Source organism: Cohnella sp. (genome assembly GCF_041641335.1).
Classification (GTDB): domain Bacteria; phylum Bacillota; class Bacilli; order Paenibacillales; family Paenibacillaceae; genus Cohnella.
This window is the reverse complement of the sequence record NZ_JBEPYQ010000020.1, coordinates 54,407-71,907: the sequence shown is the minus strand read 5'-3', so window position 1 is coordinate 71,907 and position 17,501 is coordinate 54,407. Positions and strand designations below refer to the sequence as shown.

At 59.0% G+C, this 17,501-nt stretch carries 11 protein-coding genes; 3 read left to right on the top strand and 8 right to left on the bottom strand.

Annotated elements, in window-relative coordinates; genetic code table 11:
* Nucleotides 1-498: 498 nt before the first annotated feature.
* The 6 genes from cstA to ACESLM_RS08905 form a co-directional block, all read right to left on the bottom strand.
* On the bottom strand, nucleotides 499-2,295 hold the full coding sequence (gene cstA / locus ACESLM_RS08930) for a carbon starvation protein CstA (protein WP_372631211.1): 1,797 nt from the start codon (nucleotides 2,293-2,295) through the stop codon (nucleotides 499-501).
* Between the two features lie 143 nt (nucleotides 2,296-2,438).
* The gene (locus ACESLM_RS08925) at nucleotides 2,439-3,185 is read right to left on the bottom strand and encodes a LytR/AlgR family response regulator transcription factor (RefSeq protein ID WP_372631210.1); all 747 of its coding nucleotides are present in this window, start codon (nucleotides 3,183-3,185) and stop codon (nucleotides 2,439-2,441) included.
* Complete coding sequence (locus ACESLM_RS08920) at nucleotides 3,157-4,944, bottom strand: LytS/YhcK type 5TM receptor domain-containing protein (RefSeq protein ID WP_372631208.1); 1,788 nt, start codon at nucleotides 4,942-4,944, stop codon at nucleotides 3,157-3,159. The genes ACESLM_RS08925 and ACESLM_RS08920 overlap by 29 nt, the downstream gene beginning before the upstream one ends.
* Before the next feature lie 141 nt (nucleotides 4,945-5,085).
* On the bottom strand, nucleotides 5,086-7,233 hold the full coding sequence (locus ACESLM_RS08915; protein ID WP_372631207.1) for a carbohydrate-binding domain-containing protein: 2,148 nt from the start codon (nucleotides 7,231-7,233) through the stop codon (nucleotides 5,086-5,088).
* Between the two features lie 41 nt (nucleotides 7,234-7,274).
* The gene (locus tag ACESLM_RS08910) at nucleotides 7,275-7,955 is read right to left on the bottom strand and encodes a DUF4956 domain-containing protein (RefSeq protein ID WP_372631206.1); all 681 of its coding nucleotides are present in this window, start codon (nucleotides 7,953-7,955) and stop codon (nucleotides 7,275-7,277) included.
* Nucleotides 7,952-8,701, bottom strand: a complete 750-nt coding sequence (locus tag ACESLM_RS08905) for a polyphosphate polymerase domain-containing protein (RefSeq protein ID WP_372631205.1) — start codon at nucleotides 8,699-8,701, stop codon at nucleotides 7,952-7,954. Before ACESLM_RS08905 ends, ACESLM_RS08910 begins: the two co-directional genes overlap by 4 nt.
* A 201-nt stretch (nucleotides 8,702-8,902) precedes the next feature.
* On the opposite strand from ACESLM_RS08905, the gene ACESLM_RS08900 reads away from it, so the two are divergent.
* The 3 genes from ACESLM_RS08900 to ACESLM_RS08890 all read left to right on the top strand — a co-directional run bounded on the left by ACESLM_RS08900 (nucleotide 8,903) and on the right by ACESLM_RS08890 (nucleotide 11,771).
* Entirely contained in the window at nucleotides 8,903-9,580 is a 678-nt protein-coding gene (locus ACESLM_RS08900) for a response regulator transcription factor (RefSeq protein ID WP_372631204.1), read from the top strand.
* Complete coding sequence (locus ACESLM_RS08895; RefSeq protein WP_372631203.1) at nucleotides 9,580-10,878, top strand: sensor histidine kinase; 1,299 nt, start codon at nucleotides 9,580-9,582, stop codon at nucleotides 10,876-10,878. Before ACESLM_RS08900 ends, ACESLM_RS08895 begins: the two co-directional genes overlap by 1 nt.
* A 107-nt stretch (nucleotides 10,879-10,985) precedes the next feature.
* On the top strand, nucleotides 10,986-11,771 hold the full coding sequence (locus ACESLM_RS08890) for a copper amine oxidase N-terminal domain-containing protein (RefSeq protein ID WP_372631202.1): 786 nt from the start codon (nucleotides 10,986-10,988) through the stop codon (nucleotides 11,769-11,771).
* Nucleotides 11,772-11,783: 12 nt separating this feature from the next.
* Here ACESLM_RS08890 and ACESLM_RS08885 read toward each other — a convergent pair whose 3' ends face one another.
* Together ACESLM_RS08885 and ACESLM_RS08880 are read right to left on the bottom strand one after the other, a co-directional pair.
* Entirely contained in the window at nucleotides 11,784-12,152 is a 369-nt protein-coding gene (locus tag ACESLM_RS08885; RefSeq protein ID WP_372631201.1) for a DUF4180 domain-containing protein, read from the bottom strand.
* A 157-nt stretch (nucleotides 12,153-12,309) separates the two neighbouring features.
* Nucleotides 12,310-17,394 carry an S-layer homology domain-containing protein gene (locus ACESLM_RS08880; RefSeq protein WP_372631200.1) on the bottom strand — a complete coding sequence of 1,695 codons (5,085 nt, stop codon included), beginning with the start codon at nucleotides 17,392-17,394 and terminating at the stop codon, nucleotides 12,310-12,312.
* Nucleotides 17,395-17,501 lie beyond the last annotated feature (107 nt).

Here is a 17,501-nt window from a genome sequence, read left to right as displayed (position 1 = left end):
TTGCATTTTTTTGTATAACGAGTTTTCTTTCTTGTTACTAAAGCAAACCATTCTTCGCGAAATCCGATTCCCGAATCTCATGTGTCTTGTTCTCGAGTCTGAATCTGGGTTTGATTGGAAGCGACTGATTAAAAGCCGATTGTAATGTGCACAACGGTTTCCCTGAAAATAAAAAAAGCTCGCCCTATTTACGCATGCAAGCAGAGGCGCGGGCGAGATCTGTTAAATCAATTATACAATGTCCGTTTAGGAATTAAAAGTCTCGGGAGGACCCCGTTTCTCCAGACAAACGAGAACATTCGAAGGCTATCTCTCAAACCAGCAAATGAAGAGGGGGGATGAACCTCTTGGAGAATGCCTCATACGCTCCTGAAATCACCCTGTCACGGGTTTGCCTGTTCCCATTTCAGGAGCGTATAGCATCGGAAGGAGGTACATACCCCTTGCACCTTTAACATCGATCATCTTTCACAGCAACTTGCTTGGCTTGTCCTATCTTTAAGACGCGGACAGCAGCTCCGCATGATCTCTCGGCGATCTCAGCAGCTTGCTCCACTTGCCGAAGGCCGCGATCAGGATGACGGCCCCGAGCGTCAGCATGATGATCGACAGGATAGCGTTCAGAACGCTGTAGCCGGCGGCGGCTTCGTTCAGGTAGACGTTCTTGACCATCCAGAACCCGCCGTAGTTGACCGTGACGTACAGATAGGACATCGGAATGAGACAGGTCAGCATATAGCGCCGCTTGTCCGCCACCTTCAGAATGACCGTCGCGCCGATGATCAGGCCGATCGAAGCCATGAGCTGGTTGGACACTCCGAACAGCGCCCATACCGAGCCGATATCGCCGGAGAAGAGCAGATAACCCCACATCACGCACGCCAGCGCGCTGGCGAAGATCGAGCCTGGCACCCAGTCCACTTTTTTAAGCGGCTTGTAGATTTCCCCGAAGAAGTCCTGAATGAGATATCTCGCCGTGCGGGTTCCCGCGTCGATCGCCGTCAGGATGAACACCGCTTCGAACATGATGACGAACTGGAAGAAATACGGCGCCATGTTGGCGAACCACGGGATTTTCGTGAAAATGTAGGTCATGCCCACGGCCAACGTAACCGCGCCGCCAGTTCTTCCTTCCAGACTAAGTCCGATCTCTTCGCTGAGCTGATTCAGGTTCACGACGTTCATGCCAAGCGTCTGGAACACTTCCGGCTTGGAGTTGATCGCGAAATAATCGGCCGGGTGAAGCGCCGTAGCCGCGATCAGAGCCATAATGCCGACGACGCACTCGACCAGCATCGCGCCGAAGCCGACGACCTTGATGTCGCTCCAGCGGTTGAGCATTTTCGGCGTCGTGCCGGAGCCAACGAAAGCATGGAAGCCGGAGATGGCGCCGCAGGCGATCGTAATGGAGATGAACGGCCAGACCGGGCCCGCGATCACCGGACCGCCTCCGCCGATGAACTCCGTCAGGGCGGGGAATTGGATGGCCGGATTAATGATGAACACGCCGACGATCAGCGCGATGAATACTCCGATCTTCATGAAGCTGCTCAAGTAATCGCGAGGAGCGAGCAGCAGCCAGACCGGCAGCGCCGCCGCGAAAAACGCGTACACAGGCAAGATCAGCGACAACGTCTTCGTATCGAGCGTCAGCAGGTCTCCCAGAGCGGTCCCCTGAATGGAAGGACCGATAAAGACGCCGACCATCAGCAGGATAAAACCGATCGTGGAAGCCAGCTTCAGGTTTCCGGTTTTTCTATAGAACAGGCCAACGCCCATCGCGATCGGAATCGTGATGCCGACGGCGAACGTTCCCCACGGATTGCGGTCGAGCGCATGCAGCACGACCATCGACAACCCGGCCATGGTGATCGTAATGATGAAGAGCATCGCCAGTCCCGTACAGAAGCCCGCGACCGGGCCGAGCTCTTCCTTGGCGACCTCGGAGAGCGACTTGCCCTTCTTGCGCATCGAAGCGAACAGCACGACGGCATCGTGCACCGCGCCGCCGATGACGGCGCCGATCAGCAGCCAGAGCAAGCCGGGCAAGTACCCGAATTGCGCCGCCAGAATCGGGCCGACCAGCGGGCCGGCCGCCGCGATCGCCGCGAAGTGGTGTCCGAACGATACCCATTTGTTCGTCGGGACGTAGTCCTTGCCGTCGTTCATCGCGTGCGCCGGAGTCGGAACGGAATCGTCCAGCTTCAACACCTTCGCCGCCATGAAAGTTCCGTACAGCCGATACGCGATCATCAGTATACATATCGAGCCGATTACGATTGTAACCGCATTCATTTTGATGGCCCCTTTAACCTTTTATTTGCCCTCATGTTACTAAATGAAAAGGACAATAAAGCGTTTTCAGGATAAAACGCGCAAGTCGCGGGGCCAGCGGCAAAAATGGCGGGATGAAATGCAGCGGCGCCGGACCGGGCCCATCAGAAGCCGATAAACTGCTTCAGCTCCTTGATGTGCGTCCGGCTGACCGGCACCTTTGAACCGTCTTTCATGACCAGATTGTACGTGGAGTGGAACCAGGGCTGGATTTCCACGATGGCGTCCAGGTTCACCAGGAACGCCCGATGGACGCGGACGATCGACGTCCCCAGCAGCTTCTGCTCGAAGGAGACCAGCGGCTCGGTCACCGTATACTGCCGGTCGTCGGTCTTGATGATCGTCTTCCCCTCGGTGGAGTGAATGGAGACGATTTTGCCGATGCTGACCAGGATGAACCGTTCGTCTTCCAGAATGGCCAGCTTGTCCGTCTTATCCGGCGGAGCGGTTTTCCGTTCGCTTCGGTCCGGTTGGCCGATCTGCCGGTTGATCTTCAGCCGGATCAGCTTGCCCACGGTTTGCCGAATCCGCTCTTCGTCGAACGGCTTGAGCACGTAATCGATCGCTTCCAATTCGAAAGCCTTAAGCGCGTACTCGTCATACGCCGTGGCGAACACGACGGTCGGCCGATGCTCGTATTCCAGCAGGCGGCGCGCCAGATCCAGCCCGCTGTCTTCGGCAAGCTGAATATCCAGAAAGACGACGTCGGGCCGCAGCGTCCGGATCTCCTCCAGCGTCCGCTCTATGCTGTCCGCTTCTCCGACGACCTCCACCTGCTTGAGGCGCCGAAGAATATACGTCAACTCGTCCCTGGCCAGCGGCTCATCGTCCACGATATACGCCTTCAACATGCTGATCTCCCCATTTATGATGACTTAAAGGCAAAGAGATGACGATCCGGGTCCCTTGGTCCGGTTCGCTTTCGAGGCGAAAATCGGCTTCGTCCCCATAGATTTCCTCAATTCGCTTGCGAATATTATAGAGCGCCGTTCCCGTGCCCGCCTCGGATTGTACCGTCTGGCGACCCAGCAGATCCTGCTGATCGGACGATATTCCTCTGCCGTTGTCCTCCGTCACCAGAACGACCTTGTCCTCCCGTTTGAACGCCCGGACCGTCACCCGCCCTTTCCTGTCCCTCACCTTCGCGAACGCATGCCGCAGCGCGTTCTCCACGAGAGGCTGCAGCGTAAACGGCGGAATCGGCACCTCATCGAGCGAGGGATCGATGTCCAATTCGATCGCATACTTGTCGGGAAAACGCGCCCGCTCCAAGCTTAGGAAAGCTTCGACATGCTCCAGCTCCTTCTTGAGCGGGATGAGAAACTGACGGGCTCCTTGCAGATTGCTGCGGAAAAAGACGCTCAGCTTCAGCAGCAGCTCGCGCGCTTTCTCGGAATCGGTCCGGCACAGGGCGGAAATCGTATTGATCGCGTTAAACAGAAAATGCGGGTGCACTTGCGCTTGCAGCGCTTTAATCTCGGCATCCTTCAGCAAGCGGCTCCGGGATTCGGCTTCGGCCAGCTCCAGCTGCGTGGAGAACAGCTTGCCCAGACCTTCCGCCAACTCCCTCTCGACTCTGTCCATGTCGCTCGCGTTCGTGAAATAGAGCTTTAACGTGCCCTGCGTCTGGCCGTGCACCTTCAGCGGAAGGATAATGGCGGCCTGAAGAGCGCAATCTTTGTTCGTGCACTGGATCTGCTCCCGGGTGCGGGCGAGCAGAATGCGGCCTTGCTCCAGCGCTTTCTTGGTCAACTGGGTCGTCACGCTCTGCAGCGGGATATGGTGGTCCGAGCCCGCGCCGACATGCGCCAGCACCTGATGCTGATCGGTAATGGAAATCGCGTCGGCGTTCGTCCCCTGGAGAATAATCGCGGCCGCTTCCCGGCAGGAGCGGGCGTTCAGACCTTGCCGGAAGAACGGCAGCGTCCGGTCGGCGATGCGGAGCGCCTTATGCGTCTGCAGCGCGCGGGTGCGTTCCTCTTCCTGCATGATCGATTGAATGATCAGCATGAACAGCAGCGTGCCGAAGCCGTTAATGACGATCATGGGGACGCTGATGATTTGGACCAGTTCCAGCGCGGCGTCGAAAGGACGGGCCACAAGCAGGATGATAGCCATCTGGGAGCATTCCATGACGATCCCGATCGCGACTGCCCGCCAGGTGGAATTTTTCCCGTTCTTGCGAAATCTCCTACCGATCAGCCCGGTCGCGATGCCGGCCAATATCGTGGAGACGCCGCACGCGATGGCCGTAAATCCGCCCAGCGTCATCCGGTGCAGCCCCGCGATGGCGCCGACCCCGACACCGACCAGCGGCCCGCCTAGCAGCCCGCCCAACGCCACGCCCAGCACTCTCGTATTGGCAAGAGCCCCGTCGTACTCCACGCCCGTCTGCCAGAAATGCGCGGACACGTCGTCCGGCCGAATCTGGATGCCGGTATAGTTGCTGATGATGCCGAAGGTACCGAATACGGCGATCAGCCACAGCTTGTCCGTCAGGGAGTGCTCGTTGTGGATGAGCTTGCGGAACGAGCCCATTCGCGAGAGCAGCAGCACGAAGATGAGCAGAATGCCGACCCGCTCCAGCATCAGTATCAACAAATTCGCCATGGCCGCTCCCCCTTCGTCTGTCCTTCCCTGTTATTGTACTAAAAACATCGGCAAAATTCGCCGTGGAAGATGTTGGAGCAAGGAAAGGGAAAGACCCTCTTCGCAGAGGGTCCGGTTAACGTCATTTTGTAGAAAAGATCGTTAATTCGTCGTCGGAGCTCTATCGCCGCGGCCTCCTCCGCCTGCTCCCGGTCTGGCTCCCATGCCGCCTCGGCCGCCTCCCATGCCTCCTGCGTTGCCGGTCGTAACGCCGGACTCGTTCAGGTAAGTCACCGAGCCGTCTCCGAGCGCGAAGCCGACGACTTGAGTGTCGCCCGTTGTCTTGCCGGTGCCATAGAAGCCATCTTCCCCGGTCCCGTCGTTCGTGCCGCCTATAGAGAGCGTGTAGCTCGCTCCCGACTTCAGCTCCGGAGACGAGATCAGGAAGGTCTGGAACGCCTTCGCCGGAGCAAGGGCCGCGACCGTCGCGCCGTCGGCGTCCCGAATCGTCACCAGCGTGCCCGCTTCCTGTGCCTGCGGGAAGGTCATCATGACCGAACGCTGCGTCGAGCTATCGGACGGAGCCTGTGCCATGCCCGCGCTGCCCGCAGCGATCAGGAGGCCGCCGGTCTGCTCGAATGTCCCGTCATAATCGAGCGCTCCGTTGCCGCTGTTCGTAGGCCCGTTGACGAGTACCGTGCCGCCGCTCATCTTGATCGAACCGTTGGAATCGAGTCCGTCTCCGCCCGCGTCCACCGCCAGATAACCGCCGGAGATCGTCAGCAGAAGCCCGTTGTCCGCTTGGCCGCCTCCTCCGAAGCCTCCGGGCGAGCTGCCGCTGCCGTCCGACACGTTCACGCCGTCATCGCTCGCGGTTACGCGGGTCTCGCCGCCGGATATCGCGATGCTCGCGCTCTCCAGCCCTTCATAGCTGCTCGTAATGTCGATCGTGCCGCCTTCGATGGCCAGCGCCGCATCGGCATGGATGGCATCGTCTCCCGTCGCCAGACGGAGCTGTCCGCCGGCAATCCGGACGCTCGCATTGCTGTGCACGGCGTCGTCGGCCGCGTCGATGTCGAATGTTCCTCCCGCGACGACGAGAGCTCCGGCCGCTTTAAGCCCTTTGGCGCTCGTCGACTCGGTCTCCTCGGCCGTCTCCGACGATGCCGCGCCATCCGGCGAGGCCGTTGCGGCAGGAGCATTCTGCCGGGGAGCCGGGGCTCCGTCCGGAGCAACGCCTCCTTCCGGCGGCTGCCAGCCCTCCGGAATAGCGCGTCCTCCGGAAGGCTGCGCGCCGTCCATCCCCGGCGCCGCCCCTTCCATGCCGCCGGGAGCTTGGCCGAAGCCCTGTCCCCTGCCGCCGAAGCCGCCGCCTGGCATCTCCTCGGCATGCGTCTTCGTCGAAGCCGTATGCCCGCCTCCGGCAACGAGACCGAATGCGCCGTCGGCGATGAAGAGGGAGGTCGCGGACTGGATCGCGTCGTTCACCGACCGAATATCGAACTTGCCGCCCTCCACGACGATCTCGCCCTTGCCTTCGTCCGTATCGTTCGTCGACTTGATGCCGTCCCCGCCCGCGTCGATCACGATGTCGCCGTCCTTCACCGCGACCAGATCCTTGCCGACCATTCCGTCGTCCGCTGCCTTCACGACGTAAGTGCCGCTCACGATCTTCAGATCGTCCTTGGAGGAGATGCCGTCGTTATAGTTGCCGTTCACGGTCAGCGTGCCCGTGCCGTTGATCGTCAGATCGGCTTTGCTGAACAAGGCGGCCGTCGGCGCGTCGGCGGACGTGTCCGAGTAGACCGCCGCGTCGGTCACGCTGTTCTCCGTTCCCTCCTGCAACGTCACGACGACTTTGCCCGCCTCGACCAGATGGATCGCCGCGCCGGACTTGCTCGTCACGTCCGCTCCGTTCAACACCAGATGCACGACCTTGTCCGGAGCGTTCACGACAATCCGGCCGTCCTCCAGCTCGCCGCTCAGCACGTAATCTCCGGCGGCGGAAATCGTCACGACGCCCTCAAAGACCTCGACACCGGTGCCGGTCACGGTCGCTGTCGACCCGTTCAGCGCGATCGTCGTCGCCGTATCGGCGCTCCACTCCGTCCGCGAGTCGTCTTCGTCGTACTTCGCCGAATCGACCGCTCCTTCCCCGGCTTTCTGCACGCTTGCGGCAGTGGCCGATTCCGAGCCGGTCGCGGCGGCCGTGGACGACGGGCTTCCCGCCGAAGTGGAACTGCAGCCTGCCGCCAGCAGGGCGGACAGAAGGGCAATAGCGATAAGCTTCGCTTTATTTGGATTGTTCATACTTCTCCCTCTTTTCTTATGCTTGATTGGCGAATCCGACTTCAATATTCTTGCGTGACGGGACTCATCGTCAGCGTAATATCAAGATTGCCGTTGCGCGTGCGCACCGCGTCCAACAGCGCCTTCTGATCGGCGTCCGGAGGGAGCTTGACCGCGTACATGACCTCGTACAAGCTGCCCAGCTCGGTCGTGCGCACCCTTTTCAACTCGTAATCGACTTTGAACTTGCGGAACACTTCGTCGAACGCGTCCTCATAGCCCAGGTTTTCCGGAATCGTAATCTTCAGCGTCTTGACCGGCGACTTGACGGAGCCGAACTTCAACGCCCTCAGCACGAACATGAGACCGCACAGCCCGACCGTGAACAGCGCCGCATAGCCGTAAGCGCCGACTCCGCAAGCCAATCCCGCCGCCATGGAGAACAGGACGTACGAGATGTCCTTGGAGTCGCCCGGCGCGCTGCGGAAGCGGATGATGGAGAAAGCCCCCGCCAGACTGAACGCCCGGGCGATGTTGCTGCCGATCAGCAGAATGATGATGGCGACGATCGCCGGCAGCACCGTCATCGTGAGCGTGAAGCTCGGCGAGTAGCCCGCCTGCGTCTTCATGTAGGTCCAGCTGATAACCCCGCCCATCAAGATGGCGATGCCGAACGTCAGCAGCGCTTGCTGCAATGTAAGCGCCGTGTCCGACGCGAGCGAGTTAAACAGATTTTCGATCATAGCACGATTCTCTCCCTTGCCGGCTCCGCGCGTTCGGCGTACCGGATCGATTTCTTGTATTCGTTGCCGTACTTGCTGAAGCTCGTGCGGTACATGCCCAGCTCCGATAGCAGCTTCGCGAGCCATACCGGAACCGTCCTCTCGGCCTTCACTTCCATCAGCCACTGGCCTTTGTCCATCAGCTGCTCGCCGTAATCGCCGTCCTCCAGCCTCAGGTCGCTGCGTCTGGAGCGAATATTCGTATCGAACGTGATCCGCAAGTCGCGATTGCCTCTGCAGAACATGGCGATCCGGTCGTACGCCAGATACGTCATCGGGCGCAGCTCGTACCGGGACAGGAAATACTCGATCTCGGAGATGACCTGCTTGTTCATGCCCTCCCGATAAGCCGGAGGCCTGCCGGTCCGGACGAACTCGTAAGCCTCGTGCAGCCTCATCGCCGACCGCCGCTTGTTGACGAGCCCGAACACCTTTTTCTTCAGCTCCACGTATACCTTGGCGTCCGGCTCCGGCACGCCGTAAGCCCGGATGCGCAGCTTTTCCCGATACTTGGGCTTGGAGAGGCTGTCGCGGATCAGCGTATGATAGTCGGTATCGTAGTAAAGATTGCTGATGGAGTAGAACTTGTCGTTGCGGTTGTGAGCGTCGAGCTCCATATCTTCCATCAGACGGTTGTAGATGCCGTAGAAGGCTTTCGTATCCATGAGATACTTGTTTTCGTAACGGTTGAACACTTCGATCGCCATATGCGGCTCTCCCTTCTTCGTCGTCGATTGCTCGGCCTTGCCCTGTCTGTAGCTTAGAACGGGAACCTTTAGCGAAACTTAAATGGTTAACGCGGTGTAAAATCTTTCCTCCGGACCGGCCGCGAATGTTAGGATTAAGGTTGGTTAAAGGTTTTCTCCCTACAATAAGAGGCAAGACGCAGAAGAGAGGGGCGATCGCCCGTGAGAATATTGATCGTAGAGGACGAGGTGCATCTGGCGGAGGCGCTGACGCAAATTTTGAAGAAACAGCATTATTCCGTCGACGCCGTTCACGACGGCCAGTCCGGATTGGACAACGCGCTGAGCGGCATTTACGATCTGCTGCTGCTGGACATCATGCTGCCGGAGCTGGACGGGATTACGCTGCTGAAAACGATTCGCGAGCAGGGCGTGTCCACGCCAGTCATTATGCTGACCGCCAAAGGCGAGGTTGACGATAAAATCGCGGGGCTGGATGACGGAGCGGACGATTATATCGCCAAGCCGTTCGCCACGGGCGAGCTGCTGGCCCGCATCCGGGCGGCGCTCAGGCGCAAGGGCGAGGTCGTGCCGGAGGACGCGCTGCGGTTCGGCGATATCGAGCTGAACACCTCCGGCTTGAAGCTGGCATGCAAGGGCAAGGAGCTGAAGCTGATTCTGAAGGAGAGCGAGCTGCTGGAGCTTCTGATTCTGAGGAAGCAGGCAGTGACGTCCAAGGAGCAGATCATCGAGAAGCTGTGGGGGTTCGATTCCGAGGCGGAACACAATAACGTGGAAGTCTATGTCTCATTCCTGAGAAAAAAATTGGCGTTCCTGAACGCTTCCGTCCGCATCTCCACGATTCGGGGCGTCGGCTACGTATTGGAGGCGGCGGACTGATGTTCACGAGACTGCGCAACCGGTTTCTGCTGATGAATATGGTCATCATCACCGTCATGATGCTCGTCGCGTTCGCTTCGATCTATACGATTACGTTCCAGAACGTCAATCGCGACATCGAGATGGAGCTTCACCGCGTCTCCGAGTTTTACCGCAAGGCCAACGAGGGACCGGGACGCGGCGGGGACTGGAAAGGCGGGCCGGATCAACCGCTTCAAGGCGAGGCCGGCGGGGAACCGCCGATGTTCGATGGGGGATCGAAGGAGTTCTCCCCGCCCGAGCGCTCCGTCTCCTTCTCCCTGAGGACGGATGACTCGGGCAATCTGCTGAGCGTGGATTCCCGGTTCGGGATGGAGGACGAATTCTATGAGACGGCTGCGGACAAAGCCGCGGTCAAGACGTTGAAGGGCGGGCGATTTACGCTGGACGGCACCCGGTGGGCCTACAGCGCGCAGCCCGAATCGGACGGCTACATGATCGTCTATATGGACGTGACCGCGCAGCAGAAAATTTTGACGAACCTGATCTATACGTTCGCGGTCGTCGCCCTCGTCATGCTGGCGGTTATCTACGCGACAAGCCGCTATTTCGCCAATCGATCGATCGCCCCCGTTCGGGAGGCGTTCGACAAGCAGAAGCGATTCATCGCCGACGCCTCCCACGAGCTCAAGACGCCGCTGGCCGTCATTCAGACGAACGCGGACGTTCTGCTGGCGAACGAGACGGAGACGATCGGCGAGCAGGCCAAGTGGCTGCACCGGATCAAGTCGGAGACCGAGCGCATGAAGACGCTGACGAACGACCTGCTGTACTTGACGCAGATGGACGATTCGAAGGCCGAGACGCTTCACGTTCCGTTCAACGTCAGCGAAGCGGTCGAGAGCGTCGTTCTCGCGATGGAGGCCGTCATCTTCGAGCGTTCGCTGTCGCTCGATTACACGGTCGAGCCCGGACTCACTGCGACGGGCAGCGCCGAGCAGATCAAGCAGGTCGTCATGATTCTGCTGGACAACGCGATTAAGTACAACCGTCCCGACGGCACGGTCGGATTAACCCTTCGGAGACATCACGGCCATATTCAGCTGACGGTGACGAACAGCGGACCGGGCATCGCGGCCGAGCATCTGGACAAGGTGTTCGACCGTTTCTACCGCACGGACGCCTCCCGCTCGCGCAAGCAAGGAGGATATGGGCTCGGTCTCGCGATCGCGAAATCGATCGTGGAGCAGCACAGGGGTAAAATTCAGGCGAGGAGCGTTCCCGGGGAGACGACGACGTTCATCGTGCAGTTGGGCTAGACGTGGGCAGGGCTCCCGCTTCCGGGATTTGACAGGCGTCGCCAGCGCAACTTTCCCTTCGGACGGACGTCCAACTGCATAACGAAACCTTCCGGAGGAAAGAACCCATGACAAAGAAAATAACGGTTGCCCTGCTGGCGTCGGCGCTGCTGCTGACGGTCGCCGCCATTCCCGGCCGGGTCTCGGCGGCGCAGGAGGCTTCCACCGAGCAGGTCCGGGGAAAATACGTTCAAGGGCGCACGTTGATTCCCCTGCGCGCGGTCTCCACGGCGTTGGGAGCGACGGTGAAGTGGAGTCAAGCGACGTTCACCGCTACGATCTCGAAGGAAGATACCGAGATTACGCTGCCGATCAATTCCGACTACGCGACGGTAAACGGCGAAAGCATCCTGCTGGACGCCCGTTCCCGGCTGGAGGGAGGCGTAACGTACGTCCCGCTCCGGTTCGTCGCCAAGACGCTCGGCGGAACCGTCTCCTGGGACGCTTCGACGGGTACGGCTTCCGCCTCGCTCGGCGATCGGAGAGTCGTGATCTCCACCCAGCTTGGAGAGCGTTTCCCCGCGATTACCGCGTCCCGGCTCAACGCGCTTGTTCAAGCCGCCAACGAGTCGGCCGACCTGTCCGCTTACAAGCAGATTCGGAGCCATTTTCGGCCTTATTTTACGGATGCGTTCATCAACAAGCTCATTCAGCGCAACGGAGCCTCCACGAAGCATAAGTTCGTCTCCATGCCTTATACCTACTTCTACAAAGGAGAGGGCTACGGCTATATTAGTCAACTGGAGAGTCCGAGCGACGCCGGAGGCATGAACGTGGAACGCATGATCATGATGCGGTACATCGACGGCGCGTGGAAAGTCGAGGAAATCTCCTATACGCTCGTATCGCCTTGAGCCGTTCGCCCGTTACTTCGTTCCGTGCAAAGCTTCGAGAGCGGCGTCCTCGTCCGACAGGAAAAAAAACTGCTTGCCGTGGTTGCTCTCGTAAATAAAATCGCGCAAGCTCTTGCTCTCATAACCGGAGAAATCCCCCACGATCGCCAGCTTAACTCCGTAGTTGGTGAACTTCTGCAAGATTTCTCCGGCCAATCGGGTGCTCAAGTCGAAGAACGCCTCGGAAAGGATCTCCTTGCGGAGCAGCATTTTGAAGCAGCCGGTTTCATACTGTACCGTGGCCATCAGGTCCAGCGCCTCCTGCATCTCCGAGATCAGCACCTCTCCGCTCTCTACGACCGCCACTTCCGAGTTTCCTCTTTTATCGACTCTTATGTTCATCTTACATTCTCTCCTTTTTCGAATGATGGTCACTCACCGTCAAAACCCGACCTGCGAGAAAAGCAGAGGCCGGCTCCAAGTTCACAAATGAACTCAGGGCCGGCTTCTCTGACTCGTCCGAGGGCGTAAGCAATCCTCCCTGCGGCTTGCAGCGCCGCTAGATCAGCTCCGAACGCTGCAGCAAGCGCTGAATCAGCACCGCGACTTCCGCGCGCGAGATGTTGGCCTTCGGCTCCAGCCTGCCGCCGCTCCGCCCGGTGATCAGCTCCGCCTGGGCAGTCAGCGCGATGGCCTCTCTTGCCCATACGGCAATATCCGCTCCATCGGCAAATTTGGAAAGCGCCGCAACCGCGTCCGAAGACCCTACCTTGCCCGCAAGCCCCGTCAGTTCCATCGCTTTAGCCGCGATCTTCATCGCTTCCTCTCGCGTGATCTTGTCGTTCGGGCGGAACGTTCCATTAAAGCCCTGAATCAGGCCATAAGACGTCGCAGTTCGAACGATGCCTGCGTACCACGAGCCGTCCGCTACGTCCGGGAAGGTTTGCTCGCCCTCTCCCGGCTTCAATCCCAATCCGCGAACGATCATCGCCGCGAATTCGGCTCGGGTGATAGCAGCACTCGGATCAAACTTTGTACCGGTCACCCCATTGATCACCATGCGCGCGCCCATATCGTTAATCGCATCCTTGGCCCAATGCCGCTCTGCGTCAGCGAACTTCACCGGATGCCAGACGACGGAGTAGACGCTGTTGGTCAAGCTGTTGATCGCCGCATGATACGTTCCATCGATAACTACGATCTTCGTCGGCACGTGCCGGAAAGAGCCGTCCGCTTCAATCACGATTCCGGTCGTCATTTTATCGGAATCCAATCCGTTCGGCAGAGCTACGGTTCGCTCCACGAACTTGCCGAACTTCGACAGTTCTACTGTCCGACCGCCATATGTCGCGCTGACCGTGAAATCGAGAGGAGTCGTAACGACCGTGAACCCGCCCGCAGCTGCCGCTGCCGCCACCGTTGAAGCCGTCGATGCCGAAGCCTCCGCGATCGTGATGCGCACTTTGACATTGTCCGATCTGACGCCTGCCCCCAGTCGTGCGGACAGCGCTTCGATGCCGAGTTGATCGGCCGGCAGCGTGTACGAAGCTTGCGGAGTACGGACAACTAGCGTAGCGGAGGCCCGGGCCATATCTACGATAACTTGACTGTCCAGTTCGGCGACGATCACGTTCGCGGATACGCCGACCGGGATCGTAACGACGGCACGGTCTCCCGCTGTCCGAAGCTTCTCCAGCAGCTTGACGGTATCGACAAAGATCGTAGTCGTCTTCACGCCGCCGGATTCCGTTGTAACTGCCTTGCCTGCGCTCTCCTGCTTGCCGTTCACGAGAACGACGAAGCTCTCCTCTTCGGCTGCAGGAGTTCCGCCGCCGGGGGAGCCGGAGGAAGGAGCGGATGGCGTGCCCGTCGAAGGCTCGGCCGTTACCAGCGCAACGGCTTGGCCGAATTTAACGACTTTGCCGTCCGCGTCCACTTCGGCCACTCCGATCTTGTCTCCGTTAGCGGCGGCGACAAGACCGTTCGGCGGAAGATCCAGATAACCGGTCAGCACCTGTCCAATAAACGGAATCGACACAGTCCCGCTGCCGAAGTTAAAGTAGACCAACTTATGTCCGGCATCCGTCACCGCCGGCGTTACGGTTAACTGCGTCTTGCCGTCATTCGACGCCCCGCTCGGGTCGAGAGACGCTACGATCAGGGCAGGAGCAGCACCCGGATCGAAATATTCGATATCCCCGCCATTCAGTTTGAAATTAAGCGGCTGGTACACTCCGGCCAACTTAATCTCCAGCTCCGGAGCGTCGGCGTCGTTCTCCGTATCGATATAGAGCGTCGTCACGTTGCCGGAAACGGCAACCTGTACCGACCGGGCGGCGACCAAGGTTCCGTCCCCGCTCGTAATCGTTCCTCCGGTGAAGTCGACGACGGGTCCTCCATCCGTATAACCGTTAATGACCGGCGCACCGCCGGTATCGCTGACATACACGGCGTTGCCGGACGTACCGATCTGCCCGTTCACGGAGCCGGTTCGGAAGCCGATGACGCGAAGCCGGTCTCCGGGACCGAAGCCCTCGATCATGTCGGTTCCATTGCCGTTCTCCCGATATGCGATCGTCTCGGCCCCGGCACCCAGCTTAATCGTATCCGCGCCCGAAGACGGCCAGATGTCGATTCCGTTGCCGCTCAAGGTATTATCGGAAACATTGAGGGATGAGCCCGCTACGCTGGAGCCTTCCAAAATCGCAGTGCCGAAGCCCGCAATCACGTTGTTGCGTATTGCGACATTTTTACTGTAATTCAGCCCGATTCCATCGTTGGAATAACCTCCATCGTTGGATGTCGTGGAATTATGCCATGAGGGAACGGAAGGCCCGGTTATTGTGTTGCCTTCCAGAATAAATCCGTCAGCAGCCTCCCATAGAAGGATACCCGATGGGCCGTACAATCCCAGATTCAGATAGGATCCGGTCTGTCCCGGTTCGGGAATGACCAGGCCAAGGTCGGTAATCTGGTTGTTCCGCACGATTCCGGAAGTCCCCCTGCGATCTCCGTTGCCACCGCCGATAGCGCTTCTGTCGGAGGAGGCGATTTGGATGCCGTTGCCCGTGCTATAGAGCGTTCTGCCATGTCCCTGGATCGTATTGCTGCGAATGTCGACTTCCAGCGCCGGTCCCCAGGCCAGTATGCCAGACTTATGAAATCGCAGGATGACCGAATCCTGAACGGTTACTTGATGCGCGCCCGTTCCGGCAGCTCCCTCCAGCAGGATGCTTTCGTTATGGTTGGCGCCCGACGGTTGATCCTGCGGCGCATAGTCGCTTGGCAGCGGGGCAACGACTCCCGAATAATCGGAATACGTATCCCGGACATCGATAATTTTGACGCGATCGATCGTCGCCGAGGTGTCGCGGACGGCAATGCCGCTAAACGTATACAGATCGGAATTTCCGCCATGCTGCGGGAGATACCCTTGCTTGAGCCCGTCAATCGTCAAGTTGCGGATGACGACCTGCCCGGGACTTCCCGTCTTTACGCCGACCACCGCATAGATGTGCTGATCCTTCAGATTCCTCCAGGCGCTGGGCAGCAGTTTGTCCGAATCCGGCGACGCCAACACCGTCTGATCGATGCCTGCGCCTTCAAGAGTAATATTTTTAGCGATGTTCAGTTGTTCCTTAAACACGCCCGGCGCGATGCTGACCGTGTCTCCATCCGCCGCCGCGTCGACAGCCCCCTGAATGGAGCCGAAGTACGTGGTGACGCCCTCATGCGTAAGACTGGCGTACACGGCAGTCGTTACGCTCGCCTTGGAGACAGCCTGCGCGCTCGCCGAAGCGGATGGATCCGCGAACGCCGCCAGTTCGGGATAATAGACTTCGGCGATACGGCCGTCGATGTCCGTCGCGTGAGGACGCTTCAGCCATACGCCTCCGGACAGCCCGGACATGCTTCCGGACTGGGCCGCATCCAGAACGTTCGGCTCCGTCATCTCGCCCGTGTTCAGCGGCAGGCCCTTAAGATCGTCTGTCTGATTGGAAGTAGACGTATCATAGAAAGTATTTACGGCCGGACTTCCCCCGTTAGCTCCTATTGCGCCGCCAATCTGGGCTGCGCTTCCTTGAACGGCAGTCGGGATTCCTGTTGAATAGCTGCGAACTACATTGGAGTCGGTTCCGATAGATCCGATCAACCCTCCGACACGTTCCCAGTATACCGAGTCCACCTTGGCACGGCCTCTGCTATAGCTGTCTTTAACATCGGAAGTCGCGGTGGCGCTGCGCCCCAACAACCTGCCCGCCAAGCCGCCCGCTCCCGAATTGCCCTGAGCGGCAGAGCTGCGACTGTATGCATCGCCCGTGCTGAAGCTTTGATCGACGGAGGCCGCCCATAACATGCCCGCAAGGCCGCCGGCATACACTTGTCCGTTGTCCGTTTTCACGGCCGACGCATTGCCTGTCGCGTAGCTTCTTTCAACCAGCACGGATGCCGTAAATCCGCTCGAGTGTCCGAGCAATCCTCCCGCCGCGATCAGAGCAGCAGAATGCGCTTCGATCGAAACATTACCCGTACTGTAGCTGTCTGAGATTCGGGCCGGCGCAAACAACATATATCCGACAAGACCGCCTGCTCCGGCAGTGGCAGAGCCGGAGGGCGCGTTGTCTCTTAGCCGAAGATAGACATTGCCGGTCGCATAGCTATTCTCCACGACGCTTGTGACGATATGGCCGGCCAGACCGCCTGCGTACGATCCGCTCCTGCCTTCAAGCGCCGTAACTTCCGCCGAGCTCCAGCTTCCGCTGATCGTCGCGTTGCTCGTATAGCCGACAAGCCCCCCGACAGTCGGAGAGCTATTATTATCCAATCCAACGATGGCAGCTCCGTTAGCGCTCACCGTTCCTTGGCTGAGGCTGTCGGTTATTGCGCTGCCGCTGCTCGTCGAATCGCCCACAAGACCGCCCACATGAAGGACTTGGTAGCTGTTGGAGCCTTGAATCGAAACTGCGCCCGAGCTTTGGCTTACGATGCCGCCTTGGTTGCTGCCGGAACCGCGGTTGGAGCCGTTGGTGCCGACGAGGCCGCCGACCGCAAGATCTCCGCTCGTCGCCGAGACGGTGCCCGACACTTGAATACTCGTAACCGTACCCTCGTTCATGCCTGCGAGCGCCCCGACGAAGGCGGTACCGGCTGTTGATGCATTCGTATAGACGACATTGATATTGACTCCGGACAACGCCACGTTTTGAACTGCGCTGCCGGGCCCAAGGAGACCGAACAGCCCAACCAGCTTCGAAGCCGCCGCCTGGGGCAAGTCCTGACTTTCGTTAATCGTCAATCCGCTGATAATATGGCCCTTGCCGTCAAACGTTCCTTTAAACGGCGCATTCAAAGCTCCGATGGGAGTCCAATTATAATTGCTCAAATCAAGATCGTTTGACAGTTCGATTGTTGTCCCGCTGAAATCGTTCTCGGCATTCACGAGTTGGGCAAGTCCGGCCAGCTCGTCCGCCGTACCGATCTGATAGACGGGGGGGACAGGCGCATGCGTGTACCAAACCGTATCCGGCTCGGGTGAGCTGGCCGATGCAACAGGCAATCTGACGAGGGTCGCCAGTAAAGCCAACGCGGTTATCGCGGCCAACAATTTAAATAATTCGCTTCCAATTCTCGTAGTGCTGGTCAATGTGATTCCCCCATGGAGGCCAGAGTGTCTGCCTCTTGAGTATATCACGAAGGTAACAACATATAATCAACATATTGGAAAAGCGTTCGGCAGTACGAGAATACCGA